Source organism: Peribacillus sp. Aquil_B1, from assembly GCF_022603275.1.
Taxonomy (GTDB): domain Bacteria; phylum Bacillota; class Bacilli; order Bacillales; family DSM-1321; genus Peribacillus.
In genome coordinates this window covers 387,110-411,797 of the sequence record NZ_JAKXEE010000003.1, presented here as the reverse complement: position 1 = coordinate 411,797, position 24,688 = coordinate 387,110, and the positions used below count along the sequence as shown (strand labels likewise).

Sequence of the window (24,688 nt, the reverse complement as noted above, 5' to 3'; positions counted from 1 at the left end):
TTTACTAAATCGGTCGAAAAAACAAAAAAATTAAAATTCCTCTTAGCTATACAGCAGGAATTTTGTTACAATTATCGAATATGAACAATAAATGGGTTGGACCTAAAAGTCATATGACGCAATCTATGTAACTACCCTTTTTCGGGTAATATGGCAGTCTAGGCCAATATATTAAATGGATGAATCGGGAAGGGGAGAGGTGATAAAATGCCAGGGAAAATATTGATTGTTGATGATCAATTCGGGATACGTATTTTATTGAACGAGGTTTTACATAAAGAAGGGTATGAAACATTTCAAGCCGCTAATGGCATTCAAGCCTTGGAAGTGCTAAATAATCATTCACCTGATCTTGTATTGCTGGATATGAAGATTCCGGGAATGGATGGCATTGAGATCTTGAAAAGGATGAAAGTCGTCGATCCGGACATCCGGGTCATCATCATGACGGCATATGGTGAACTTGATATGATTCAAGAAGCAAAGGATTTAGGTGCAATGACACACTTTGCCAAGCCGTTTGATATTGATGATATAAGAAAAGCCGTTCGTGAATATTTACCGATTCAATCAAGTTAACGGTCTTGAAAATTTAATATTACTGTTGGAGTAATTGCTGCGGCTGTCTTTTTGTAGATGGGCCGTGTTTTTTTGGAATAAAATTTGAGGCTCGGTATAGTGTATTTGTTGCTGTTTTTTTGATGTATTGATATGCTAAAAGAGGAGAGATATTCTGATTTATAAGCGTATGCTACTTTCGTTTTAGGGAATATCTAGAAAGAATTAACTTTAAAAATCATAACACCCACTAGTAGGAGGAAATCAAATGCCTTTAGTTTCTATGAAAGATATGCTGAATAAAGCCCTTGATGAAAAATATGCAGTAGGTCAATTCAATATCAACAACCTTGAATGGACACAAGCTATTCTAGCTGCTGCAGAACAAGAAAAATCTCCAGTCATCCTTGGTGTTTCCGAAGGTGCTGCCCGCCATATGGGTGGTTTTAAAACGACTGTGATGATGGTTCAAGGATTGTTGGAAGACATGAAAATCACTGTTCCTGTGGCCATTCACCTTGACCATGGTTCAAGTTATGATAAATGTAAGGAAGCTATCGAAGCGGGATTCACTTCAGTAATGATCGATGCTTCACATCATCCAATCGAAGAAAATATCGAAACAACCAAGAAGGTTGTCGAATTCGCTCACGCACGTAATGTTTCTGTTGAAGCGGAAGTGGGCACGGTTGGCGGACAAGAAGATGATGTAATTGCTGATGGAGTCGTATATGCAGACCCTCAAGAATGTGAACAGTTGGTTAAAGAAACAAATGTCGACTGCTTTGCTCCAGCTTTGGGATCCGTTCACGGACCTTACAAAGGTGAACCTAACCTTGGGTATAAAGAAATGGAAGAAGTGCGGGATTTAACGAATAAACCTCTTGTTCTTCATGGTGGTACAGGCATCCCTACGAAAGATATCCAAAAAGCGATATCGCTTGGAACATCAAAAATCAATGTGAATACGGAAAATCAAATCGTATTTACACAAGCGGTTCGTGAAATTCTGAATAACGATTCTGAAGTGTACGATCCTCGTAAATACATCGTTCCTGGCCGTGAAGCGATCAAAGAAACTGTCATCGGCAAAATACGTGAATTCGGTTCAAACGGCAAAGCATAAATTCAAACATAACATAAGGGTTCCATCCCTTTAAATGTAAGATGATAAAGGCAATATTCCCATTGGGGGGGCTCCCCCCTAATGGTTTCTTTTAGATGCAGGGCTGAATCCGGGCTCTATTTTTAGAACAATTAGAATTCAGATGCATATAGGGAAATAAAAAATCGATTACATACGGAGGATATTTTATGAAATTCTTTATAGATACAGCAAACATGGAAGAAATCAAACAAGCGCATGAACTTGGCGTTTTAGCAGGTGTTACGACTAACCCGTCCCTTGTTGCTAGGGAAAAGGGAGTTTCTTTCCATGACCGGCTAAAAGAAATCACAAGCCTTGTTAAGGAATCCGTTTCTGCTGAAGTCATTGCTCTGGATTTTGAAGGAATGATGGCTGAAGCCAAGGAACTAGTTGCGATTGCACCGAATATCACGATTAAAGTGCCAATGACTCCGGACGGCTTGAAGGCTGTTTCAGCACTTACAAAACAAGGTGTCAAAACAAATGTCACCCTTATTTTCAGTGCAAACCAAGCCTTGTTGGCAGCTAGGGCAGGAGCAACTTATGTATCGCCATTTTTAGGTCGCTTGGATGACATCGGCCAAAACGGTTTGGATTTAATTTCGGATATTGCTGACATTTTTGCGATTCATGATATCAATGCCGAGATCATTGCAGCTTCCATCCGCCATCCGATGCATATTACTGAAGCGGCTCTTAAAGGGGCACATATTGCAACGATCCCTTATAAAGTTTTAATGCAATTATTCCACCATCCATTAACGGATAAAGGAATTGAAGCTTTTTTGAACGATTGGAATTCACGTACTGAAGCATAATTCCTTGCCGCTAAGTCGCTATAGATTGCACCGTTTAAATAAAATTAACATAAATTAGAAATTTTTCTCTTTTTTTTACATGAATTTTCTACTTTTGTGTAAACTAAAGAACTAGATAGTAAATGTTGTCGGATTATGCAATTTTCTTGTGGTAAAATATTACTTTTTGGAAGTAGCTTCTAAGTGCTTAGCGTGGAAGGGAGTTTATTATGGAAAAACTTAAAATTGCCGGTGGCTACCCTCTAAAGGGAAGCATTCGTGTCAGTGGAGCAAAAAATAGTGCAGTCGCCCTTATTCCTGCAACAATTTTAGCGGACTCTCCCGTAACGATTGAAGGCCTGCCTGATATCTCGGATGTACAGATGCTGAAAGCGTTAATGGAGGAGATTGGCGGTGAGGTATCCTTCGATGAAGGAGAAATGACAGTCAACCCCAGCAGGATGATTTCAATGCCTCTTCCCAATGGAAGGGTCAAGAAGTTACGTGCCTCTTATTATTTAATGGGGGCAATGCTTGGTAAATTCAAAAAGGCAGTGATCGGCTTGCCTGGCGGCTGCCATTTGGGACCTCGCCCGATAGATCAGCATATTAAGGGGTTTGAAGCACTGGGCGCACAAGTGACGAATGAACAAGGAGCCATTTACCTTAGGGCGGACGAGCTAAGGGGAGCACGCATATATTTGGATGTCGTTAGTGTAGGGGCAACGATCAATATCATGCTTGCCGCCGTTTTGGCCAAAGGCCGCACTGTGATAGAAAATGCTGCTAAAGAACCTGAAATCATCGATGTTGCCACATTGTTGACCAATATGGGAGCGAAAATAAAGGGTGCAGGAACGGATATCATTCGTATTGATGGTGTGGAAAGTTTGCATGGATGTAAGCATACAATCATACCGGATCGGATTGAAGCCGGCACTTTCATGATTTTAGCGGCTGCTGTCGGGGAAGGAATTCTGATTGATAATGTCATTCCCCAGCATTTGGAGTCATTGACTTCCAAATTAAGGGAAATGGGGATTAATATTGAAGCGGGTGATGACCAGATATTCGTCTCACCGGGAGAACAATATAAATCCGTTGATATCAAGACATTGGTTTACCCTGGATTCCCAACGGATCTTCAGCAACCATTCACTTCCCTCTTAACAAAAGCAACCGGTTCTAGCATGGTCACCGATACGATATACGGGGCACGATTTAAGCATATTGATGAATTGCGACGCATGAATGCGAAGATAAAGGTCGAGGGCAGAGCGGGCATCGTCGATGGTCCTGTCCAACTTCATGGGGCAAAAGTGAAGGCAAGCGATTTACGTGCCGGAGCGGCTCTTGTAATTGCCGGTTTAATGGCTGAAGGGATTACAGAAGTGACCGGGCTTGAACATATAGATCGCGGTTATAGCCATCTTGTTGAAAAACTTTCAGGTTTGGGAGCAACGATTTGGCGTGAAGAAATGACGCAAGAAGAAGTGGAGCAGCTTAAAAGCTGATCCCTTTTCTTGTTACCTCATTGTGTTACTATATATGATATAATGTGTTATACTAATATATAAATAAATCATGCTAGTGTACATGAGGGGGAACCGGAAATGGAAAGAAGTTTATCGATGGAGCTTGTCCGCGTAACAGAGGCGGCGGCACTGAATTCAGCTCGTTGGATGGGAAGAGGAAAGAAAGACGAAGCAGATGATGCAGCAACAACTGCAATGCGGGATGTTTTCAATACTATTCCCATGCAAGGAACGGTTGTAATCGGTGAAGGGGAAATGGATGAAGCGCCAATGCTTTATATTGGCGAAAAACTTGGTACCGGTCTTGGGCCACTAGTGGATGTTGCGGTTGATCCATTAGAAGGAACGAACATCGTTGCATCCGGCGGCTGGAATGCATTGGCTGTATTGGCGATAGCCGATAAGGGGAACTTGCTTCATGCCCCGGATATGTATATGGATAAAATAGCTGTCGGACCAGAGGCTGTTGGTCAGATTGATATCAATGCCTCCGTGTTGGACAACCTGAAAGCGGTAGCCAAGGCAAAAAATAAAGATATTCAAGACGTGGTTGCAACAGTATTGAACCGCGATCGTCATTCGAAGATCATTCATGAACTTCGTGAGGCAGGGGCACGTATCAAGTTGATCAACGATGGAGATGTAGCGGGAGCCATAAATACTGCCTTCGACCTTACCGGTGTTGACATCTTATTCGGATCTGGCGGAGCTCCAGAAGGAGTTATTGCAGCCGTTGCCTTGAAATGCCTTGGAGGGGAAATTCAAGGCAAGCTCGTTCCTCAAAGTGATGAAGAAGTGGAACGTTGTGGAAAAATGGGCCTTGATTTAGGAAGAGTCCTCAGAATGGAAGACCTTGTTCGCGGAGATGACGCAATTTTTGCAGCAACAGGTGTGACTGATGGAGAACTTTTACGCGGTGTACAATTTAAAGGGCATTACGGCGAAACACAATCCGTAGTCATGCGTGCTAAATCTGGTACCGTTCGTTTCATTGATGGTCGTCACAGTCTTAAGATTAAACCGAATGGTTTGATTGACTGATAGCGTTTTTTAGAAAAATCACCTTTAAAAAGCGAGCGGTTTCATCGCTCGCTTTCTCTTTTAAAAAATTTAAGTTGAATAATTAAAATAAAAAAAGTAAAATAAAGCTTGGTCTACTATTAATAATTTAAAATCTGCCCTTTCACTCCAAACTTCAAGAAGCCTTCAATTAATTTTCTTCTTTACATGTAAAAATGTATCATCCTTTCTAAGAAAACTCTGGTCGGGTACATGGATTGCGGTTTTTCTTCCATCTAACAAACCATTTCTTTTTCAGTATGGGTGAAAACGTTTAATTAATAAAAGTGTGGTGTCATAATGAATTTAACTATTTCTAATTTAGAAAACATGAAACTAAAGGATCTCTATGAGCACGCGCGTGAATATAAAGTTTCCTATTACAGCAAACTTTCAAAAAAGGAACTTATTTTCGCTATCCTGAAAGCACAAGCTGAGCAGGATGGTCTCCTATTCATGGAGGGCGTTTTAGAAATCATCCCTTCAGAGGGCTTCGGTTTCCTGCGTCCAATTAATTATTCTCCAAGCTCGGAGGATATTTATATTTCTGCTTCACAGATCCGCAGATTCGATTTGCGAAATGGAGATAAAGTGTCCGGTAAGGTAAGGCCTCCAAAAGAAAACGAGCGCTATTATGGATTGCTGCATGTTGAAGCAGTCAATGGTGATAATCCGGAATCAGCAAAAGAGCGTGTCCACTTTCCAGGTTTAACACCGCTGTATCCAAATAGGCAAATTAAACTGGAAACGACACCGAAGAACTTATCAACCAGGATTATGGATGTCCTGGCACCGGTCGGTTTTGGACAGCGTGGGCTGATCGTCGCACCGCCAAAAGCCGGTAAAACGATGCTCATCAAGGAAATTGCCAATGCGATAACCACAAACCATCCTGAATCGGAATTGATTGTTCTGTTGATTGATGAACGTCCGGAAGAAGTGACTGACATTGAACGTTCCGTTGCTGGGGACGTGGTAAGCTCAACGTTCGATGAAGTGCCGGAAAACCATATCAAGGTAGCTGAGCTAGTGTTAGAACGAGCCATGCGCCTTGTGGAGCATAAACGTGATGTCATCATTTTAATGGACAGCATCACTCGACTTGCCCGTGCTTACAACCTTGTCATTCCGCCGAGCGGACGTACATTATCAGGGGGGATTGACCCTGCTGCATTCCACCGTCCAAAACGCTTTTTCGGAGCGGCGAGGAATATCGAGGAAGGCGGCAGCCTGACGATCCTTGCTACAGCCTTGGTAGATACGGGTTCAAGAATGGACGATGTCATTTATGAAGAATTTAAAGGTACGGGTAATATGGAGCTGCATTTAGATCGTGCCCTTGCCGAAAGACGCATCTTCCCGGCAATTGATATTCGCCGCTCAGGCACTCGTAAAGAAGAATTGTTAATTCCGAAAGATCGCCTGGATAAACTATGGGCCATCAGGAAAACGATGTCGGATTCGCCTGATTTCTCGGAGAAGTTCCTTCGCCGTCTAAAACAGACAAAGGGTAATGAAGAATTTTTCAGTAAGCTGGATGAAGAGATGACAGAAATGAAAAAGGGGCCGGCGAGCGTAAAACGTTCTTAAACCCTGTAAGAAACAAACAGTTGCACAACTAGTCTTAAGTTGTTATAATGAGTTCATGTGTTTTTACAATAAATGTGAGGGTGTTTTTCCCTCAACTTGAAGTATATAACTCTGTTTCGAATGATTCAGGGCATAAGGAGCTGAAAAGAATGAAAACTGGAATTCATCCAAATTATAAGCTTTCAAAAGTAATTTGCTCTTGCGGAAACACTTTTGAAACTGGTTCAGTTAAAGAAGAGATCAAAGTTGAGACTTGTTCAGAATGCCATCCATTCTACACTGGTCGTCAAAAATTCGCTGAAGCTGGCGGACGTGTTGATCGTTTCAACAAAAAATACGGTATTAAATAAGCCGGACTTTTTAAAAAACAGGCAAGTATTTTTCTTGCCTGTTTTTTCTTTTCCATAAACGAGTAAGAATTTATATAAAGCCGGGTCGACTTCAATTATGGCCAAGGGATCGACAGGTGGAAGGGAGTAGCTGTTTCCATGTATGTAATGAAACAAACAGGCTGGATCGAGCTTATTTGCGGAAGCATGTTTTCGGGTAAATCTGAGGAATTGATTAAACGAGTCAGCCGTGCTCAATTTGCTAAAGAGCAAATAGCTGTATTTAAACCAGCTATTGATAATCGCTATGCGGAAGAGGCTGTCGTATCACACAATGGCTCTTCTGTGATGGCAAAACCGATTGCCCATTCAACGGATATCTTTAAGTATTTGGACAAGCCCCTGGATATCATTGCAATAGATGAAGTGCAATTTTTTGATCATGAAATTATCGGGGTTGCCCAGCATCTTGCGGACAGCGGTTATCGAGTGATTATGGCTGGACTCGATCAAGATTTCCGAGGTGAACCATTCGGTCCTATGCCTGTTCTATTATCGCTTGCAGAATCGGTGACTAAGCTGCAGGCTGTGTGTGAAGTGTGCGGCTCACCTGCGAGCAGGACGCAGCGCTTGATAGATGGGGAGCCAGCCTCCTATGATGAGCCGATCATCCTTGTGGGTGCATCGGAATCATACGAGCCTCGCTGCCGTCATCATCACGAAGTTCCGGGTAAGCAGCCTGTGGGGATTAAAGAACGTATTTGAATGATGGTGCCCTATGATCCAATGAGGTCGTAGGGTGCCTTTTTTTTGTTGGGAATAATAATAAAGGGAAAACTGCTGGACTTATTCAGGTGGGATGTCCAATACATGGAAGCGGAATAAAAGATAAATATCGCCCTGTTTTGGGAAGGCTAACGAGGAAATGTTCTTCTTAACCAATCAAAATGGAGGGTAAAAATATGAAATCAAAACTGCTTATCATGACAGCCTTTATACTTGCTTCACTGACGGCATGCGGTCAAAATGACAATGCAATAAATAATGATTCGGAATATGGTGATCAATCCCGGGATGGCAGGGATTTTGTTGGCAATGGTTTAAATCAAGTATCCAATAATGATTGGGACAATGAAGCGGAACGGTCATCAGATCAAATCCTCAATACACCGCATCATACATCCAATAATTCACCATCCATGGGGCAGCAAATTGATGATATCCGCGGAGCCATTGAATCGGAAACCAATTATGAGGCAGGCTCCGTTTGGTTTAATGGAAATACCATACATGTTACGGTCCATGATAAAGGCAAAATTAAGACGGAAAAAGAAAGAAATAAGGAAATGAAGCGAATACAAAGCATTATAAACAGGGCTGTGCCTCAATATAATATAGATGTAAAATTAAAGAAATAACGACATTTTTGAATCTCTTTGACGTTGATTATTCACCTATACTATAATTAACCTAGAAGTGAACTGAGCTGGGGCACTGAGCTACTTATTTATAGTTAGAAAAGATGGATTACTTCCAATTCGTTTCAGATGTTTTGGAAAATTTATGAGGTGAATAATTTGTTTGATCGATTGCAAGCAGTAGAAGATAGATATGAAAGATTGAATGAACTATTAAGTGACCCGGAGATCATTAACGACTCTAAGAAGCTAAGGGAATATTCTAAGGAGCAATCCAGCATACAAGAGACCGCATCGACTTATAAAGAATATAAGGCGGTTCGTGAGCAACTCCAGGAAGCGAAGGCGATGCTGGAGGAGAAACTTGATGCGGATATGCGTGAAATGGTAAAAGAAGAGATCAATGAACTTGAAGATACCATACAAGGCCTTGAGGATAAACTGAGAATATTGCTTATTCCGAAGGACCCTAACGATGATAAAAACGTAATCATGGAGATCCGCGGAGCGGCAGGCGGAGATGAGGCGGCCTTATTTGCAGGTAGTCTATACCGGATGTATAGCCGTTTTGCCGAGGTGCAGGGTTGGCGGACTGAAGTCATTGAAGCAAGTCCTACAGGGCTTGGCGGCTATAAGGAAATCATATTCATGATTAATGGCAATGGCGCTTATTCAAAATTGAAGTTCGAAAATGGGGCACATCGCGTTCAGCGAGTACCTGAAACTGAATCAGGCGGACGGATTCATACATCTACAGCCACGGTTGCCGTTTTACCCGAAGCTGAGGAAGTGGAAGTTGAAATTCATGATAAGGATATTCGTGTCGATACCTTTGCATCGAGCGGTCCTGGAGGGCAAAGTGTCAATACGACAATGTCAGCGGTGCGCTTGACTCATATTCCGACGAATACGGTTGTATCCTGTCAAGATGAAAAATCACAAATCAAGAACAAAGAAAAAGCAATGAAGGTTTTGCGTGCCAGGGTGTACGATAAAATCCAACGCGAAGTACAGGCGGAATATGATCAAAATAGGAAGCTTGCTGTTGGAACGGGCGATCGATCTGAAAGGATCCGCACTTATAACTTCCCTCAAAACCGCGTTACCGACCACCGTATTGGTTTAACGATTCAAAAGCTGGATCAAATCATGGAAGGTAAGCTCGATGAAGTGGTTGATGCATTAATCATGGAAGACCAATCTTCAAGGCTGGAAAATGCAGATGAGTAATTCTGCCGTGAAAGTGTTTGAAGCCCTTAAATGGGCTTCTTCTTTTTTAAAGGAAAATGATCGTGATGCCAATGCAGGGGAGATCCTCTTACAGCACTTTTTAAAACAAACTCGCTCCCAAATGCTGGCCAACCTTCATGATGAGCTTAGTGAAGCGGATTTTGGGCAATTTAAGGCCGCTATTGAGCAGCATGCTGAGGGAACGCCCATTCAATATATAATCGGCAGTGAAGAATTTTATGGACGGACCTTCTTTGTTAATGAAGAAGTGCTCATACCGAGACCTGAAACAGAAGAATTGATTTATTATACATTACGTAAACTCCCGGCCGTTTTTATGGAGGGGCAGAAGCTTCATTTAGCTGATATTGGGACCGGCAGCGGCGCAATCGCCATAACGATGAAACTTGAAAAATCAGACCTGTTGGTGACGGCAACGGACATAGCGGAACCATCGCTTGAGGTGGCGAGGAAAAATGCGGAATCGCTTGGTGCCGAAGTGCAGTTCATGCAAGGTGATTTGCTTTTGCCTTTCATGAACATGAACCAGAAGGTGGACATCCTTTTATCGAATCCGCCATATATACCAGATGATGATCAAAAATCCATGTCAGTAGTCGTGACAGGGCATGAACCACATCGTGCATTATTTGCCGGTATCGATGGGCTGGATTTTTACCGCCGCTTTATGGAGCAGTTACCTTTGATCATGAAGGTGCCTGGGCTGATCGGTTTTGAAGTGGGCACTGGACAGGGTAAGGCGGTTGCCGATTTATTGGCGCGAACCTTTCCTGCCGCCGAAGTGTCCATTGTAAATGACATAAATGAAAAAGATCGAATGGTCTTTGCTGCATTAAAGTGATCCGTCTCCCTTTTGTGAGACGGATTTTTTTATGGGCACCATCCTCATTATCCTTTGGAATCTATATTTCCAGCTATCAACTTTTTTTATTTTTACTAGTTTAAGATAGCTGGAAAATGGTGAGACTAATTCATGTGAGGGGGCGAAGGCGATGAAAACAAAACATTTAGCCATTATCTATCTATTAATCTTGACTATTGGAACGATCGTAAGTATATATATGCCTAAAGCGGAGATGGTCGGTGCAGAAGATACGAAGGTGATCCCAGATGAGGCGATTCGTCTGCGGATACTAGCTAATAGTGATGCAGAAAAGGATCAAGCGGTTAAACGGCTTATTAGGGATGAGGTAAATAAAGATATCACAAAGTGGGTCGAGGAGCTTACTTCTTTGGATGAAGCGAGGGATGTGATCACCTCGCATCTGCCGGATATCCAAGCGACGGCTGAGGCAGTTATAAAGGAACAGGGTTTGGAGCAGTCCGTTAAAGTCGATTTTGGACAAGCGGAATTTCCGACAAAACTATACGGGCAGTATTTATATCCGGCAGGGGATTATGAAGCAGTGATTATCACACTTGGTGATGGGGAAGGCGCTAATTGGTGGTGTGTTCTATTTCCGCCATTATGTTTCTTGGATTTTTCAAATGGGACGGCTGTAAGTCAAAGTCCGATTGTCGAGGAAGAGGATGAAGGATCCCTGGCTTCGGATGGGAAAGCGTATGCTGCAACGAATGAAGAGAGTGAACCTGTTGCAGAGGGAGAAATTGAAGAAGAAGTGTTGGCTGAAAAGGAAAAAGGGCCCGGGGAAGAAGTTGAAGAAGAGGTAATGGACGAGAGCGTAAAAGGGGAAGTAACGGAAGAAACGGTAAAAGAAGAGGTTGTAGAGCAAGAGGTAAAAGAAGAAGTGAAAGTAGTAAAAGATAAAGAACAAGTGGCAGAGGAAGTCAGTGCTGGGAATGTTGAAGAAAACAAGGTGGAGCTTGCGGCATCCAATGAACAAGGTCAACAATTATATGAAGGGGAAAAGGAGCCTGAGGTGGAAGTGAAGTCATTGTTTGCAGAAATCTTCAATGATCTATTTTAAAAAGGGGGCAGTGCCCTTTTTTTTACTTTCAGATAATTATAAAAACATATCCACAGGGTTATTAACAAAAAATCAAAAAAATCTGTCATTAATCATTAATATCCACAAACTTATCCACGGATTCGATATGGTTATCCCCAATTTGTGGATAACACTTGAATTATGTGTATACTTCTTTTATACTTTCAAAGTATCTTTTAAGTGAAATTAGTACGTTAAATTGAAAATATCGTTCATATTAAAGCGATTATATAAAATAAGAAATGTTAAAAGGCGATGATGTTCAAGATGAAAACGAAAATTTGGTCAGTGGATAAAAATGTGGATAATTTACAAAGTTATCCCCAGATTACACAATCAGCTGAATTATTAAAGGCTAACCAAGTGGTTGCTTTTCCTACAGAGACGGTTTATGGACTAGGTGCGAATGCCAAAAATGACGAGGCGGTCAAAAAAGTGTTCGAAGCAAAGGGGCGTCCGAGTGATAATCCTTTAATCGTTCATATAGCCTCAGAAGAGCAGTTGTCAGGTATTGTAGAAGAGATTCCGGAACAGGCCCGGAAGCTAATGGCAGAATTTTGGCCGGGTCCTTTGACTTTGATCATGAAACGAAAACCGGGCCAGCTATCAAATCTTGTGACAGCTGGATTGGACACGGTGGCTGTCAGGATGCCGGATCACCAGGTTGCCCTCGGCCTTATTCGTGCGAGTGATTTGCCCATTGCGGCTCCAAGTGCAAATACTTCCGGGAAACCAAGTCCCACTTCTGCTAAACATGTTGAAGATGACTTGATGGGCCGGATTGCAGGCATAGTCGATGGAGGGACTACGGGTGTCGGCGTAGAATCCACAGTACTTGATTGCACTGTTGAAGTCCCTGTTATATTAAGGCCCGGCGGAGTGACCCTGGAACAGCTGGAAGCTGTAATAGGGGAAGTCCGGCAAGATGTTGCTTTGAAGAATCAGGAAGCGGCGCCAAAAGCCCCGGGCATGAAATATACCCACTATGCTCCGAAGGCCCCTCTATATTTAGTCAAGGGTAATCATTCTTTCCTTCAGAAGCTTGTGGATGAAAAAAGAAGTGACGGGTTAAAGGTGGGCATCATAACGGCTTATGAACATCAACAGGATTATAAGGCGGATTATGTGGTTGTCCCAGGTTCATTAGCTGATTTACATACTGTTGCGACAGGCTTATATGATGCTTTAAGACAGTTTGATGAGCTGGAGGTCGATGTCATTTTTAGTGAGATGTTTCCTGACCATGGAATAGGAGCTGCGATCATGAACCGGCTTGAGAAGGCTGCAGGTCATCAAATCATCAAGGAACATGTGTAATAAGGACTGATTTATTCTTCTATTTCTTTTCGGACATGCATAACATGTATTAGGCACGTCCGAGGGAGGATTGGAATGAATACATTTGCTGGAGAAATCATCACCTTATTGCTAATGGCATTCGCGTTGGGAATGGATGCCTTTTCAGTCGGCCTTGGAATGGGAATGTTTAAGCTAAGGTTGAGGCAAATTCTTTTTATAGGGCTGACAGTTGGCTTTTTTCATATTTGGATGCCCTTGCTTGGAATGGGGGCAGGCCGTTTCATTTCTGAAAAATTCGGGACCTTCGCTACTTACGCCGGCGGTCTATTGTTGATCATTCTTGGTATACAGATGTTTATCCCTGGTAAAAAGGATGGAGCTGGTGTCAGGGAAAATAAGATGCTGGCTCCTGTCGGGAAAGGTCTATTCATTTTTGCTTTAGGGGTAAGTCTGGACAGCTTCTCGGTAGGATTAACCCTGGGGATTTACGGTGCAAAAACGATTTTAACCATACTTTGCTTTGGGTTTGCTGCCACCCTATTAACGTGGGTTGGGCTTTTGCTGGGTAGAAAAATGCAGGGTTTGCTTGGCGTGTATAGTGAGATTCTTGGCGGAAGCATCCTATGTGCGTTTGGATTAAAATTATTGTTCTCTTTTTGAGCCGCTTGACCTCATATCTATCCTTCCTCAACTGTTCCGATTACCGGGGCGGTTTTATTTTTTCCTAAGAAATGATGAGAGTGATTTTTTTTTGACTATAATAAACGGCCGATAGCTTATAATGAATAAAAAAGGAGGCGTCATACATGATCCGAGTATTATTTGTATGTACAGGCAACACATGCAGAAGCCCGATGGCAGAAGCGATATTGAAAAATAAGAATATTGCCGGCGTTGAAGTGAAGTCCGCTGGCGTGTATGCTTCATCAGGCCAGGATGCTTCGACGCATGCTAAAAATGTATTGATTGAAAATGGCATAGTTCATAATCATCATTCAACGCCTTTATCCGAGAAGGAAATGGAATGGGCGACTCATATTTTCACCATGACGGAAGGACATAAATCGGTCATTACCCGTGCATATCCCCAGCTGGCCGATAAGACTTTTACTTTAAAAGAATTCATTATTGACGATAAATATGATAAAGACATAATAGATCCGTTTGGCGGTTCTGAAGGCATTTATCGGGAAACGTTCAGGGAGCTGCAGGAATTAATTGAAGAGTTGGTCTTGAGGCTTAAACAGTAATCAGGGTACATAATGTGGTCTCTGCAGTAAAAGATAGTACTAAGCTTGTTGACTGTCAATTGGAAAGTGTGTGATCGAGGCAGCATAAGAAGTGGCTGCTATTGCAGAAGAAACATCTGCTGGAGCGGAAGAAGTGACAGCTGACAAGCGAACAAGCGCTAATCATGGGCAATGTCGAAAAGTCGGCAATGGAACCTAAAGTGCAAGCGGAAAAGTTAAGCAGGACCCTTACCCGCTTCACTCTTGACATTTTACAGCAGGAAACCCAAGGCGGTTTCCTGCTTCTTTGAGGGGGATAAAGGATGGACATCCTTTATCTTTTCTTAATTTTGTGACACAATAATATCAATTGAAAAAGCTAGAGGAGGATTATGATGAAAGTTGCGATTGCTTCGGATCATGGTGGTATACATATCCGTGAAGAAATAAAGAATTTAATGAATGAGTTACAGATTCCATTTGAGGACTTTGGCTGTGAATGCACTACTTCGGTGGATTATCCTGATTATGCCTTGCCGGTTGCTGAAAAAGTGGCACGCGGTGAGTTCGATCGGGGCATTTTAATCTGTGGAACTGGAATCGGAATGAGCATTGCCGCTAATAAGGTCAAAGGAATCCGATGTGCTTTGGTTCATGATGTCTATAGTGCGAAGTTGACCCGCCAGCATAATGATACCAATATGTTAGCGATGGGCGAACGTGTCATTGGCCCGGGTCTGGCCAGGGAAATTGCACAAACATGGCTGACTTCGGAATTTGAAGGCGGACGTCATCAAAACAGGATCAGTAAGATCGCGGAGTATGAAGGTAAACACAGCTAATACTTATTTTTTTAGAGAGACCCCTTTTCTTTTGATAGCAATTTTTCTTATTGAAAGGATGCGATTTCATGACAAGTGATGCTACATTTTCAAATGAGCTTGAGATATGGGAAAACCAGTTTCGGGAGCTTTTACATGAGTTTCAAGAACAGACGGCCTTAAAAGAGAAACAGCTACTGGTAATCGGCTGCAGTACAAGTGAAGTGATCGGGAAAAGAATCGGTACTGAAGGGACGCTCGATGTTGCAGGGATGATTTTTTCCGTAATGAGGGATTTTCAAGAAAAAACGGGTGTTCAGGTTGCATATCAATGTTGTGAGCATCTAAACAGGGCGTTGGTTTTGCAAAGGGAAACCGCGGTTCGGCATGATTATGAAGAAGTTTCGGTTGTACCTGTAAGAACAGCTGGGGGATCGATGGCGACGTATGCCTATCAGCAATGGAAAGATGCTGTCGTTGTTGAACATATTAAAGCGGATGCGGGGATAGACATTGGGGACACCTTCATTGGCATGCACCTGAAGCATGTGGCAGTTCCCATTCGCTCTGCCATTAAAGAAATAGGGCATGCTCATGTGACCATGGCAAAAACCCGCCCCAAACTGATTGGCGGGGAACGGGCCGTTTATCAGGACATCTTTGAAAACAAGAGTTGTACTTAAGGTAAGTGAGACAGCATTTCTCGGATGGGGAATGCTGTTTTTTAATAGAATCTGAGCAAAATCGTATAACTCAAGATAAGGTTCACAAGAAAAATATTTATTTTGTAGTGCTAATAGAATGGAGATTTCGCTCATTAAATATAGGGTGAAAGGGCCATTTACCATGATTTCGGTGTCAAATACGAACGTTTTTAAATATAAAAACATTTAATGTTCGATAAAATTAGACTATCACTTCTAAATTAGACATGTTAAAATGGAGTAGAATTTTCTAATAATTATTGGTAAGGCTTTTTCATGCTTTTTTGAAGGCATGTTGCACATAAATACTAAAAAGCGAATCACGCACAATTTGAGGAGGAATTACGGAATGAATCGTTTAGCAAAGCAAGATGAGCAAGTGTTTAACGCAATTCAACTGGAATTAGGGCGTCAAAGAAGTAAAATTGAGCTTATTGCTTCTGAAAACTTCGTGAGTGAAGCTGTCATGGAAGCGCAAGGGTCGGTCTTAACTAATAAGTATGCAGAAGGATACCCTGGAAAACGTTACTATGGCGGATGTGAGTATGTAGACATCGTTGAAGATCTAGCGCGTGAGCGTGCGAAAGAAATTTTCGGCGGGGAGTATGTGAACGTACAGCCGCACTCTGGAGCTCAAGCCAATATGGCCGTTTACTTTACAGTGCTTCAAACCGGCGACACAGTGCTTGGAATGAACCTTTCGCATGGAGGTCATTTAACACATGGAAGTCCAGTTAACTTCAGTGGTGTTAACTACAATTTCGTTGAATATGGTGTAGACGAAAAAGATCACCGTATCGATTACAATGATGTATTGGAAAAAGCGCGTCAACACAAACCTAAATTGATCGTAGCGGGTGCAAGTGCATATCCACGGGAAATTGATTTCAAGCGATTCCGTGAAATTGCAGATGAAGTCGGTGCTTATTTAATGGTCGATATGGCGCATATCGCAGGTTTGGTTGCGGCTGGATTACACCAAAGTCCAATACCTTATGCTGACTTTGTAACGACAACTACTCATAAAACACTTCGCGGACCACGCGGCGGAATGATCATCTGTAAAGAAGAATTCGGTAAGAAGATCGATAAATCCATCTTCCCTGGAATTCAAGGCGGTCCATTGATGCATGTAATATCCGCTAAGGCTGTTGCATTCGGAGAAGCGCTTCAAGCTGATTTTAAAGTGTATGCACAACAAATCATCGACAATGCTAAACGTTTGGGCGAAGGTTTGAAGAAAGAAGGGTTCACCCTTGTTTCTGATGGAACGGACAATCACTTGATTCTTCTTGATGTGCGCTCTACTGGATTAACGGGAAAAATCGCAGAGCATGTTTTGGATGAAATCGGTATTACCGTTAACAAAAATGCGATTCCTTATGACCCGGAAAAACCATTCGTTACAAGTGGTATTCGTATTGGGACTGCGGCAGTGACATCACGTGGCTTCGGATTGGAAGACATGGATGAAATAGCGGCAATCATCGGACTTGTCCTGAAAAATAATGAGGATGCAGCTAAACTTGAAGAAGCAAAACAGCGTGTTGAAACATTAGCGAATAAATTTGAATTATATCCTTCATTGTAATATTCTTTAGCCGCTCCCTTCTATAGGGAGCGGTTTTTTTTAACCTTATGGAAGTCTGAATGTGAGAAGAATCCGAATTGTGAAAATAGGTCTGACATCTAAACCTTTATTGAAGATTGAAACATTTTTCTGTAAAATAGGTTGAAGTGAATTTAAAAAGACACGAAAATTTTTCTATTCAATTAGGGAAATCATAAAAAAGCGCAAAACTAAGCAATGGAATTGGAGAGATGCTAAATGGGAAAAGTTTATGTTTTCGATCACCCGTTAATTCAACACAAATTAGCCTATATACGTGATATAAATACAGGAACAAAAGAATTCCGTGAACTAGTGGATGAAGTTGCTTCATTGATGGCATTTGAAATTACGAGGGATATGCCGCTGGAAGAGGTGGAAATCCAAACGCCTGTAAGCACGGCGAAAGTGAAAATGCTTTCTGGTAAAAAAGTCGGAATCGTCCCGATTTTACGTGCAGGAATAGGGATGGTAGATGGAATCATTAAGCTGATTCCTGCTGCAAAGGTCGGACATGTTGGTCTTTACCGTGATCCTGAAACATTGAAACCTGTTGAATATTATGCGAAAATGCCAAGTGATTTGGCTGAAAGGGAATGCATTGTCGTTGACCCGATGTTAGCCACCGGCGGATCAGCCATCGAAGCGATCCATTCCATTAAAAAGCGCGGTGCAGTGAATATTAAATTCATGTGTTTGATTGCAGCTCCAGAGGGTGTGGACGCATTAAAAGAAGCCCATCCTGATGTTGATATTTATATTGCTGGCCTTGACGAAAAACTGAATGAACATGGTTATATCGTTCCAGGTCTTGGAGACGCAGGAGATCGTTTATTCGGCACAAAATAAAGAAAGAAGCTGAGGTGTCACGAATGAACAAACCGATAAAAGTCATGACCATTTTCGGGACGAGACCAGAAGCTGTCAAAATGGCTCCCTTAGTACTCGAATTTCAAAAACACCCAGAACATTTCAAGCCGATCGTTGCTGTTACGGCTCAGCATCGCCAAATGTTAGATCAAGTTCTCGAACTATTTTCCATTCAGCCGGATTATGACTTGGACATAATGAAGGAAAGGCAAACGCTTGCTGACATTACAACAAGAGCATTAAATGGTCTAGATTCCGTAATGAAGGAAGCTAAGCCTGATATCGTTCTTGTACATGGAGATACAACCACAACGTTCGTCGCAAGTCTGGCTGCTTTTTATAATCAGATTGTCATTGGGCATGTAGAAGCAGGGCTGCGCACTTGGAATAAGTATTCCCCCTATCCGGAAGAGATGAATCGACAGCTTACCGGCACGATGGCGGATTTGCATTTTGCGCCGACTTCGAAAGCGGAGGAGAATCTGCTTAACGAAAACAAGAAGGATAATATTTTCGTAACGGGAAATACGGCAACCGATGCTTTAAAAACGACTGTAAGGTCTACCTATTCCCATCCGGTTTTAGATGGACTTGGAGAAGGCAGGCTCATTTTGCTTACCGCCCATCGCAGGGAGAATCTAGGTGAACCCATGAGAAACATCTTCAGGGCCGTGAAAAGAATCATTGCTGAGCATGATGATGTTCAAGTGGTATATCCTGTTCATTTAAATCCTCTTGTTCAGGAATTGGCGAATGAAATTCTCGGCGACGATCCGCGGGTTCATTTGATCGAGCCGCTGGATGTTTTGGATTTCCATAACTTCGCTTCAAGGGCCTATCTGATTTTGACTGATTCTGGAGGAATCCAGGAAGAGGCACCGTCACTTGGTGTACCTGTCCTAGTTTTAAGGGATACGACTGAACGTCCTGAGGGAATAGCGGCTGGAACCTTAAGATTGGCGGGTACTGATGAACAAACCATTTATAATTTGGCGCATGAATTGCTCACGGATCAAGAGGTTCACGAAAAAATGTCCAAAGCTTCAAATCCATATGGGGACGGAAACGCTTCGGTCCGCATAGCAGAAGCCATCCGTTACTATTTTAAGCAAATAAATATGCCACCAACTAAATTTGACTCATAAAAAAGGAAAAGCCATGCGCTTTTCCTTTTTTATTTGCATACTCCAAGGTTGTTGAGAAAAGATAACTGCTAAGGGGATGATTATGTTGGGAAAGAAAACGTTTCTAGTGTTTGTTTTCCTTTTTGTATTTATTTATCAAAATGAAAAGGGATTGGCATCCGTCATTCTGCCGCCTTTACCAAAACTATCGGAATCAAAGGAAGTAACGGTTGTTGTCACGATGGATAAGGCGTTTCAACGAAAAAAGATCGAAAAACTGCTTGAAAAATATCCATCCCTTCAATTGCGGAATGTTTATTCGGTTGCCCTGAATGGATTTTCCCTTCATGGGAAAATGAATGAGATTGAACAACTTAAAAAGGAGGACGAAATTCAGGCTGTAACGGAAGTATCCGTTTATCAAGCTGTGTTGGATGAAAGTGTCCCATACATAGGAGGAGGCAGGGTCAGGGGTTTCTTTGATAAGGAGAATCACCGGATAACCGGGAAAGGGGTAAAAGTAGGAATAATCGATACTGGCATCGATTATACACATCCAGATTTGCAACGAGCTTATAAAGGCGGGAAGGATCTGGTTGATGGTGATGAAGACCCGATGGAAACCAAAAATCAAGGCGACCTGGATACATTACACGGTACTCATGTGGCAGGCATCATTGCAGCCAATGGAAAAATGAAAGGTGTAGCACCAGAGGCGGAGATATATGCATATCGTGCTTTGGGACCAGGTGGAGCAGGAGATACGGATCAAGTCTTGACGGCCATTGAGTCAGCCATGAAGGATAAGGTGGATGTATTGAACCTCTCCCTTGGCAATAACGTCAATGGCCCTGATTTGCCTATCTCCCTTGCATTGAATAAGGCTGTGGAAAGCGGAATAGTTGCCGTGACATCAAACGGGAATTCCGGTCCGGCTGTATGGACCGTCGGTTCACCCGGTACAGCGGAAAAAGCGATTTCCGTTGGGGCATCGACCCCTCCCTTAAGGGTTCCTTATATGATTTACGGACTTGGATCGAAAAAGCAACAATCGCATTTAACCTTGTTTCAAGGATCTAAAAAATGGAACCTGACGTTTTCCGAGGATGTCATATATGGGGGACTGGGTAATGAAAATGACCTGAAACATGTTAGGGATAAGATTGTTTTGATGGAACGTGGCACTCTTACCTTCCAGCAGAAAGTATCCAATGCAGAAAAGGCAGGTGCAAAGGGGGTAATCGTTTTTAATAATACGAGCGGGACCTTTACTGGAAGCTTGGAAAAGGAAATGAACATCCCAGCTGCTTCTATTAATAGAAGAGATGGATTGCAGCTTAAGCAAATCATGGAGCAAGGGCAGAGCAAAACCGTTCAATTTGTTTATAAGAACGAGCAGGATAGGCTCGCGGATTTTAGCTCAAGGGGCCCGGTAACCGTATCATGGGGAATAAAGCCTGATGTATTGGCACCTGGAGTGGAAATTAAAAGCACCATTCCTAAAGGATATATGTCCCTGGATGGAACAAGTATGTCCGCACCGCATGTTGCAGGAGCAGTCGCATTAATTCTGCAAAAACACCCGGAATGGACTCCTGATCAAGTGAAATCTGCATTGATGAGCACCTCCAAGCCATTGAGGAAAACTGCAAATCAATTGTATCACACATATGAACAGGGGGCTGGACGCATTCAGGTCGACGAAGCGTTAAAAGCGGACACGCTCTTGAATCCTAGCTCATTGTCCTTTGGAATGTATACAAAGAAAGAAGGAATTGAAGAGCATCATGAAACGATAGTCATAGAAAATACCGGAACGAAAATGAGGAAGTACTCTTTTATGGTCCCAGTAAAAGAAACGGGACTCACTTGGGAATTGCCGAAATCCCTTACTTTGAATCCGAAGGAAAAGAAAGAGATTAAAGTGGGACTACAGGTCAACCCAGCCGAGCTTAAAAAGGGAGTCTTTGATGGGTACCTCACTATAATGGAAGGAACCAAAAGAATATCACTTCCTTATTTATATGTAAAAGAAGAACCTGATTATCCAAGGATAATGGGATTTGATTTTGGTCAAGGGGACCAGGAAGGCACATATCGATACGAAATGTATCTTCCGCGTGGGGCTGAAGAATTCGGTATTGCCCTTTATGACGAAGATAGCTTGAAATTCGCTGGATATTTGGATTGGTCGAGATCGGCACCTTCCGGTTTGATCAAAAAAAATGTATTGAAAAAGGACTTGCCTCCTAAAGGAGTGTATAAAGCAATTATATTTGCGAGAAGGGGCGGAAGGGAAGATCGGATAGAAAAGACGTTACTTATTGAGTGAACAGATGACAATAAGTAAAATAAAACGGATGTCAATAGAAGAAAAAAGATAATTTGTGAACAATTCGTTAATAATTACAAACCTGTGACAAATTTCACTAACCACTCATTGACAATGATTCTAGCCTATTGTATGCTAACAAAGGATGTAAAATGAGAGGGTTTTCAGTAGCCCGGCATGCAGATTTTTACAGCATGAAATGTTTTCTATCCTCCACCAAATTCAACCGCGAGGATGCAACTTGCGTCAAATGATCGCCGTCTAAAATGGCTATGACTTTGATGTCAGCGATTCTTTCTCAAATAGTCGGATCAGTTTTGTTCGGTATCTTCTTTTACTTGTCAGAACCTTAGATTCGAACCGCTGCTATTAGTAATTGGCCTTCTTTGTGGACTTGCTAGGTTTACAAGCAATGCTTCATTCAGTACGAAAATATTTCTCAGGAGATTAAATGAAAAATGCCAGAAATGAAAATCATGTTCAACAGGCAGAGTAAATATATAATTTTTCTTCTGGCGGTTTATGTTGTTGGATGGGGACTTACGAGTTATCAAGCCGTTTTTGCTGGGCTTATACTGGGTACGAGTTTGAGTTTATACAATTTATGGCTGATCAATCAGAAAATGAAAAAGTTCAGTCAGGCGCTCGATGAAGGAAAGAAAACGAAATCTCTTGGGACGATGACACGAATGGCATCCGCGGGACTAGCGGTACTCATTGCATTGGAATTTCCGGAGCATTTTCATCTGATAAGTGTTGTATGGGGATTAATGACAGCTTATATTGTCATTTTTATAGATTTTTTCATCCAATTAATACGTCGATAGCGGGGAAGAGAGGTGAATATAGTTGAATCATGGAGCACCCTTACACGATTTTATGGGTCTTACCTTTAACTTGAGTAACGTCCTAATGATTACGGTTGCCAGCCTAGTTGTGTTCATACTTGCTGTGCTTGGTACGCGTAAGCTTGCCATGAAGCCAACCGGCATGCAGAATTTCATGGAATGGATTATGGATTTCGTTAAAGGTATTATTAATAGTAACATGGACTGGAGAACAGGTGGTCAGTTTCAACTGCTTGGTATGACTTTGCTAATGTACATTTTTGTGTCCAATATGCTAGGTCTTCCGTTTGCAATTAGTTACGATGGAGTGCTTTGGTGGAAATCACCAACAGCCGACCCAGTTATCACATTGACTCTTGCAGTCATGGTTTTAGGTTTAACGCATTATTATGCTATAAAAATGAAAGGCGCCAAGGGTTACTTTAAAGCTTATAAAAACCCAATGACACTTGTAGAGGAATTTACAAACTCCTTGACACTTGGTCTGCGTCTATATGGTAACATTTATGCTGGTGAAGTTTTGCTGAGTCTATTAGCGGGATCCCTAGCATTTAGTGGAGCTGCCGGATTTATTGGTGCAATTGTGCCTACATTAGTATGGCAAGGCTATAGTATTTTCGTCGGCAGTATCCAAGCGTTTATCTTTGTCACGTTAACAATGGTTTATCTGTCTCATAAAGTCAGTGACGACCATTAATTATAAGTTCATTTAGAACTAAAAAAATAATAAATTTTGATACAATCTAAGGAGGATATTTATAATGACAGGTTCAGTAGGTCTTCTTGCAGCAGCAATTGCAATTGGTTTAGCAGCACTAGGTGCAGGTATTGGTAATGGTCTTATCGTTTCAAGAACAGTAGAAGGTATCGCTCGTCAACCAGAAGCTCGCGGTATGCTTCAAACAACAATGTTCATCGGGGTAGGTTTAGTTGAGGCGATGCCTATCATCGCTGTAGTAATTGCGTTTATGGTATATGGTGGTTAATAGAACCTTCAAAAAGTTCAAAAATGGCGAAGTTCGTTCCATGTGAACCTTCGCCTTTCCTTTATGTCCACAATCCTGTTTTTATACAGTTTAAGAGCATAGTTTTCTAAAGTTCATATATAATGAACGCTTTAAGAAGTGAAACTCGTGAAGGGAGTGAACCAAGCGTGTTAACAAGCAGCTTAGTACTTGGGTCAACGTCTCATGGCTTTAATGGCGGAGACATGTTATACCAATTAGTAATGTTTATCATTTTGTTAGCGTTGCTGAAGAAATTTGCATGGGGTCCTCTAATGGGCATCATGACTCAACGTGAAGAACATGTTGCAAATGAAATTCAAGCAGCTGAAGCTAGCAGACAAGAAGCACTTAAATATTTAGAAGAACAACGTGAAATCGTAAAACAATCTCGCACTGAAGCGGGACAACTTATAGAAAACGCGAAACTTCAAGGTGAAGCACAGCGTGAAGAGATCGTGAATCAAGCACGTCTTGAAGCTGAACGCGTCAAAGAAACAGCTAAGCGTGAAATCGTACAGGAAAAAGAAAAAGCCATTACGGCATTACGCGAGCAAGTGGCATCTTTATCCGTACTTATTGCTTCTAAAGTAATAGAAAAAGAATTATCCGAAGCAGATCAAGAGCAATTGATTAATGACTACATTCAAGAGGCAGGAGAAGGGAAATGAGCGATATAACAGTAGCAAAGCGTTATGCCGTTGCCCTTTTCCAAATTGCGAAAGAGCAAAATCTCATTAACCAACTTGAAGAAGAGCTTCGCATAGTGAATGAAGTTTTTACAAATGATAATGAGCTATTAAGCTTTCTGGCTCATCCTAAAATGACTAAAGATGCAAAAGCCGCTTTGATTGCAAATGCATTTGCAAGCCTTTCTTCTTCCGTTCAAAACACTGTGATGTTGATGGTGGAGCGTCATCGTACAGATGAAGTGACAGCAATGGCACAGGAGTTCATTGAACTTGCGAATGAAGAAAACTCAGTAGCTGATGCAACGGTCTATACAGTACGTCCATTGACTGAAACGGAAGTGGAAGCTGTGTCTTCATCTTTTGCAGCGAAAATCGGCAAAAGAAATTTACGCATTACTAATATTACGGATAGCAATATCCTTGGCGGCATCAAATTACAAATCGGTAACCGCATTTATGACGGGACGATTAGCGGTAAGTTAGATCGCCTTAGCAAACAACTATTAGGTTAATATTCACAGAT

General features: G+C 42.0%; 26 protein-coding genes. All 26 read left to right on the top strand.

The window, feature by feature from the left end:
• Positions 1 to 207 precede the first annotated feature (207 nt).
• The 26 genes from MPH60_RS20110 (at position 208) to MPH60_RS19985 (ending at position 24,677) form a co-directional block, all read left to right on the top strand.
• Entirely contained in the window at positions 208 to 579 is a 372-nt protein-coding gene (locus tag MPH60_RS20110; protein WP_034315860.1) for a response regulator, read from the top strand.
• 247 nt (positions 580 to 826) lie between these two features.
• Positions 827 to 1,684, top strand: coding sequence for a class II fructose-bisphosphate aldolase (locus MPH60_RS20105; RefSeq protein ID WP_137017352.1), 858 nt, complete (start codon positions 827 to 829; stop codon positions 1,682 to 1,684).
• Positions 1,685 to 1,872: 188 nt separating this feature from the next.
• The gene (gene fsa / locus MPH60_RS20100) at positions 1,873 to 2,523 is read left to right on the top strand and encodes a fructose-6-phosphate aldolase (protein WP_034315855.1); all 651 of its coding nucleotides are present in this window, start codon (positions 1,873 to 1,875) and stop codon (positions 2,521 to 2,523) included.
• A gap of 209 nt (positions 2,524 to 2,732) precedes the next feature.
• Positions 2,733 to 4,016: a UDP-N-acetylglucosamine 1-carboxyvinyltransferase gene (locus tag MPH60_RS20095; protein WP_101223850.1), complete on the top strand. Its 1,284-nt coding sequence runs from the start codon at positions 2,733 to 2,735 to the stop codon at positions 4,014 to 4,016.
• Between the two features lie 99 nt (positions 4,017 to 4,115).
• Positions 4,116 to 5,078: a class II fructose-bisphosphatase gene (gene glpX / locus MPH60_RS20090; protein WP_214744235.1), complete on the top strand. Its 963-nt coding sequence runs from the start codon at positions 4,116 to 4,118 to the stop codon at positions 5,076 to 5,078.
• A 318-nt stretch (positions 5,079 to 5,396) separates the two neighbouring features.
• A complete protein-coding gene (gene rho, locus MPH60_RS20085; protein ID WP_228467574.1) occupies positions 5,397 to 6,686 on the top strand; it encodes a transcription termination factor Rho in 1,290 nt (429 codons plus the stop codon).
• Positions 6,687 to 6,835: 149 nt separating this feature from the next.
• Entirely contained in the window at positions 6,836 to 7,036 is a 201-nt protein-coding gene (rpmE, locus tag MPH60_RS20080) for a 50S ribosomal protein L31 (protein WP_034315847.1), read from the top strand.
• A 138-nt stretch (positions 7,037 to 7,174) separates the two neighbouring features.
• Positions 7,175 to 7,780 carry a thymidine kinase gene (locus MPH60_RS20075; RefSeq protein ID WP_101223848.1) on the top strand — a complete coding sequence of 202 codons (606 nt, stop codon included), beginning with the start codon at positions 7,175 to 7,177 and terminating at the stop codon, positions 7,778 to 7,780.
• A 197-nt stretch (positions 7,781 to 7,977) separates the two neighbouring features.
• On the top strand, positions 7,978 to 8,433 hold the full coding sequence (locus MPH60_RS20070) for a hypothetical protein (RefSeq protein WP_241589614.1): 456 nt from the start codon (positions 7,978 to 7,980) through the stop codon (positions 8,431 to 8,433).
• Between the two features lie 159 nt (positions 8,434 to 8,592).
• Positions 8,593 to 9,663, top strand: coding sequence for a peptide chain release factor 1 (gene prfA, locus MPH60_RS20065; RefSeq protein ID WP_241589615.1), 1,071 nt, complete (start codon positions 8,593 to 8,595; stop codon positions 9,661 to 9,663).
• Positions 9,656 to 10,525 (top strand): peptide chain release factor N(5)-glutamine methyltransferase, encoded by an 870-nt coding sequence (gene prmC / locus MPH60_RS20060; RefSeq protein WP_245406233.1) that lies wholly within the window; start codon positions 9,656 to 9,658, stop codon positions 10,523 to 10,525. Before prfA ends, prmC begins: the two co-directional genes overlap by 8 nt.
• A gap of 151 nt (positions 10,526 to 10,676) precedes the next feature.
• Entirely contained in the window at positions 10,677 to 11,612 is a 936-nt protein-coding gene (spoIIR, locus tag MPH60_RS20055) for a stage II sporulation protein R (protein WP_241589616.1), read from the top strand.
• Positions 11,613 to 11,900: 288 nt separating this feature from the next.
• Entirely contained in the window at positions 11,901 to 12,950 is a 1,050-nt protein-coding gene (locus MPH60_RS20050) for an L-threonylcarbamoyladenylate synthase (RefSeq protein ID WP_241589617.1), read from the top strand.
• A 75-nt stretch (positions 12,951 to 13,025) separates the two neighbouring features.
• Positions 13,026 to 13,592 (top strand): manganese efflux pump MntP, encoded by a 567-nt coding sequence (locus MPH60_RS20045; RefSeq protein WP_241589618.1) that lies wholly within the window; start codon positions 13,026 to 13,028, stop codon positions 13,590 to 13,592.
• 146 nt (positions 13,593 to 13,738) lie between these two features.
• Complete coding sequence (locus MPH60_RS20040; RefSeq protein WP_241589620.1) at positions 13,739 to 14,182, top strand: low molecular weight protein arginine phosphatase; 444 nt, start codon at positions 13,739 to 13,741, stop codon at positions 14,180 to 14,182.
• Positions 14,183 to 14,556: 374 nt separating this feature from the next.
• Positions 14,557 to 15,003 carry a ribose 5-phosphate isomerase B gene (gene rpiB, locus MPH60_RS20035; RefSeq protein WP_272492793.1) on the top strand — a complete coding sequence of 149 codons (447 nt, stop codon included), beginning with the start codon at positions 14,557 to 14,559 and terminating at the stop codon, positions 15,001 to 15,003.
• Positions 15,004 to 15,071: 68 nt separating this feature from the next.
• Positions 15,072 to 15,665 (top strand): TIGR01440 family protein, encoded by a 594-nt coding sequence (locus tag MPH60_RS20030; RefSeq protein WP_241589623.1) that lies wholly within the window; start codon positions 15,072 to 15,074, stop codon positions 15,663 to 15,665.
• Positions 15,666 to 16,035: 370 nt separating this feature from the next.
• A complete protein-coding gene (glyA, locus tag MPH60_RS20025) occupies positions 16,036 to 17,277 on the top strand; it encodes a serine hydroxymethyltransferase (RefSeq protein WP_241589625.1) in 1,242 nt (413 codons plus the stop codon).
• A gap of 237 nt (positions 17,278 to 17,514) precedes the next feature.
• Positions 17,515 to 18,144 carry a uracil phosphoribosyltransferase gene (gene upp / locus MPH60_RS20020; RefSeq protein ID WP_101223839.1) on the top strand — a complete coding sequence of 210 codons (630 nt, stop codon included), beginning with the start codon at positions 17,515 to 17,517 and terminating at the stop codon, positions 18,142 to 18,144.
• Positions 18,145 to 18,167: 23 nt separating this feature from the next.
• A complete protein-coding gene (wecB, locus tag MPH60_RS20015) occupies positions 18,168 to 19,310 on the top strand; it encodes a non-hydrolyzing UDP-N-acetylglucosamine 2-epimerase (protein ID WP_241589627.1) in 1,143 nt (380 codons plus the stop codon).
• Between the two features lie 82 nt (positions 19,311 to 19,392).
• Positions 19,393 to 21,621 carry a S8 family serine peptidase gene (locus tag MPH60_RS20010; RefSeq protein WP_272492879.1) on the top strand — a complete coding sequence of 743 codons (2,229 nt, stop codon included), beginning with the start codon at positions 19,393 to 19,395 and terminating at the stop codon, positions 21,619 to 21,621.
• Positions 21,622 to 22,079: 458 nt separating this feature from the next.
• Positions 22,080 to 22,448 carry an ATP synthase subunit I gene (locus tag MPH60_RS20005; protein ID WP_048685860.1) on the top strand — a complete coding sequence of 123 codons (369 nt, stop codon included), beginning with the start codon at positions 22,080 to 22,082 and terminating at the stop codon, positions 22,446 to 22,448.
• Positions 22,449 to 22,470: 22 nt separating this feature from the next.
• Positions 22,471 to 23,166: a F0F1 ATP synthase subunit A gene (gene atpB, locus MPH60_RS20000; protein WP_241589629.1), complete on the top strand. Its 696-nt coding sequence runs from the start codon at positions 22,471 to 22,473 to the stop codon at positions 23,164 to 23,166.
• A 64-nt stretch (positions 23,167 to 23,230) separates the two neighbouring features.
• Positions 23,231 to 23,455, top strand: a complete 225-nt coding sequence (gene atpE / locus MPH60_RS19995; protein WP_048685857.1) for a F0F1 ATP synthase subunit C — start codon at positions 23,231 to 23,233, stop codon at positions 23,453 to 23,455.
• 167 nt (positions 23,456 to 23,622) lie between these two features.
• On the top strand, positions 23,623 to 24,144 hold the full coding sequence (gene atpF / locus MPH60_RS19990; protein WP_241589632.1) for a F0F1 ATP synthase subunit B: 522 nt from the start codon (positions 23,623 to 23,625) through the stop codon (positions 24,142 to 24,144).
• Positions 24,141 to 24,677 (top strand): F0F1 ATP synthase subunit delta, encoded by a 537-nt coding sequence (locus MPH60_RS19985; protein WP_101223834.1) that lies wholly within the window; start codon positions 24,141 to 24,143, stop codon positions 24,675 to 24,677. Before atpF ends, MPH60_RS19985 begins: the two co-directional genes overlap by 4 nt.
• Positions 24,678 to 24,688 lie beyond the last annotated feature (11 nt).

What these genes read in the sequence shown, in the direction of transcription:
- MPH60_RS19985 (WP_101223834.1), top strand. Translation starts at nt 24,141, where the DNA reads ATGAGCGATATAACAGTAGCAAAGCGTTATGCCGTTGCCCTTTTCCAA.
- rho (WP_228467574.1), top strand. Translation starts at nt 5,397, where the DNA reads ATGAATTTAACTATTTCTAATTTAGAAAACATGAAACTAAAGGATCTC.
- MPH60_RS20010 (WP_272492879.1), top strand. Translation starts at nt 19,393, where the DNA reads ATGTTGGGAAAGAAAACGTTTCTAGTGTTTGTTTTCCTTTTTGTATTT.
- spoIIR (WP_241589616.1), top strand. Translation starts at nt 10,677, where the DNA reads ATGAAAACAAAACATTTAGCCATTATCTATCTATTAATCTTGACTATT.
- MPH60_RS20005 (WP_048685860.1), top strand. Translation starts at nt 22,080, where the DNA reads ATGCCAGAAATGAAAATCATGTTCAACAGGCAGAGTAAATATATAATT.
- MPH60_RS20030 (WP_241589623.1), top strand. Translation starts at nt 15,072, where the DNA reads ATGACAAGTGATGCTACATTTTCAAATGAGCTTGAGATATGGGAAAAC.
- MPH60_RS20095 (WP_101223850.1), top strand. Translation starts at nt 2,733, where the DNA reads ATGGAAAAACTTAAAATTGCCGGTGGCTACCCTCTAAAGGGAAGCATT.
- MPH60_RS20070 (WP_241589614.1), top strand. Translation starts at nt 7,978, where the DNA reads ATGAAATCAAAACTGCTTATCATGACAGCCTTTATACTTGCTTCACTG.
- rpiB (WP_272492793.1), top strand. Translation starts at nt 14,557, where the DNA reads ATGAAAGTTGCGATTGCTTCGGATCATGGTGGTATACATATCCGTGAA.
- upp (WP_101223839.1), top strand. Translation starts at nt 17,515, where the DNA reads ATGGGAAAAGTTTATGTTTTCGATCACCCGTTAATTCAACACAAATTA.
- MPH60_RS20040 (WP_241589620.1), top strand. Translation starts at nt 13,739, where the DNA reads ATGATCCGAGTATTATTTGTATGTACAGGCAACACATGCAGAAGCCCG.
- glyA (WP_241589625.1), top strand. Translation starts at nt 16,036, where the DNA reads ATGAATCGTTTAGCAAAGCAAGATGAGCAAGTGTTTAACGCAATTCAA.
- rpmE (WP_034315847.1), top strand. Translation starts at nt 6,836, where the DNA reads ATGAAAACTGGAATTCATCCAAATTATAAGCTTTCAAAAGTAATTTGC.
- MPH60_RS20050 (WP_241589617.1), top strand. Translation starts at nt 11,901, where the DNA reads ATGAAAACGAAAATTTGGTCAGTGGATAAAAATGTGGATAATTTACAA.
- MPH60_RS20105 (WP_137017352.1), top strand. Translation starts at nt 827, where the DNA reads ATGCCTTTAGTTTCTATGAAAGATATGCTGAATAAAGCCCTTGATGAA.
- MPH60_RS20110 (WP_034315860.1), top strand. Translation starts at nt 208, where the DNA reads ATGCCAGGGAAAATATTGATTGTTGATGATCAATTCGGGATACGTATT.
- MPH60_RS20075 (WP_101223848.1), top strand. Translation starts at nt 7,175, where the DNA reads ATGTATGTAATGAAACAAACAGGCTGGATCGAGCTTATTTGCGGAAGC.
- prmC (WP_245406233.1), top strand. Translation starts at nt 9,656, where the DNA reads ATGAGTAATTCTGCCGTGAAAGTGTTTGAAGCCCTTAAATGGGCTTCT.
- atpE (WP_048685857.1), top strand. Translation starts at nt 23,231, where the DNA reads ATGACAGGTTCAGTAGGTCTTCTTGCAGCAGCAATTGCAATTGGTTTA.
- fsa (WP_034315855.1), top strand. Translation starts at nt 1,873, where the DNA reads ATGAAATTCTTTATAGATACAGCAAACATGGAAGAAATCAAACAAGCG.
- wecB (WP_241589627.1), top strand. Translation starts at nt 18,168, where the DNA reads ATGAACAAACCGATAAAAGTCATGACCATTTTCGGGACGAGACCAGAA.
- glpX (WP_214744235.1), top strand. Translation starts at nt 4,116, where the DNA reads ATGGAAAGAAGTTTATCGATGGAGCTTGTCCGCGTAACAGAGGCGGCG.
- MPH60_RS20045 (WP_241589618.1), top strand. Translation starts at nt 13,026, where the DNA reads ATGAATACATTTGCTGGAGAAATCATCACCTTATTGCTAATGGCATTC.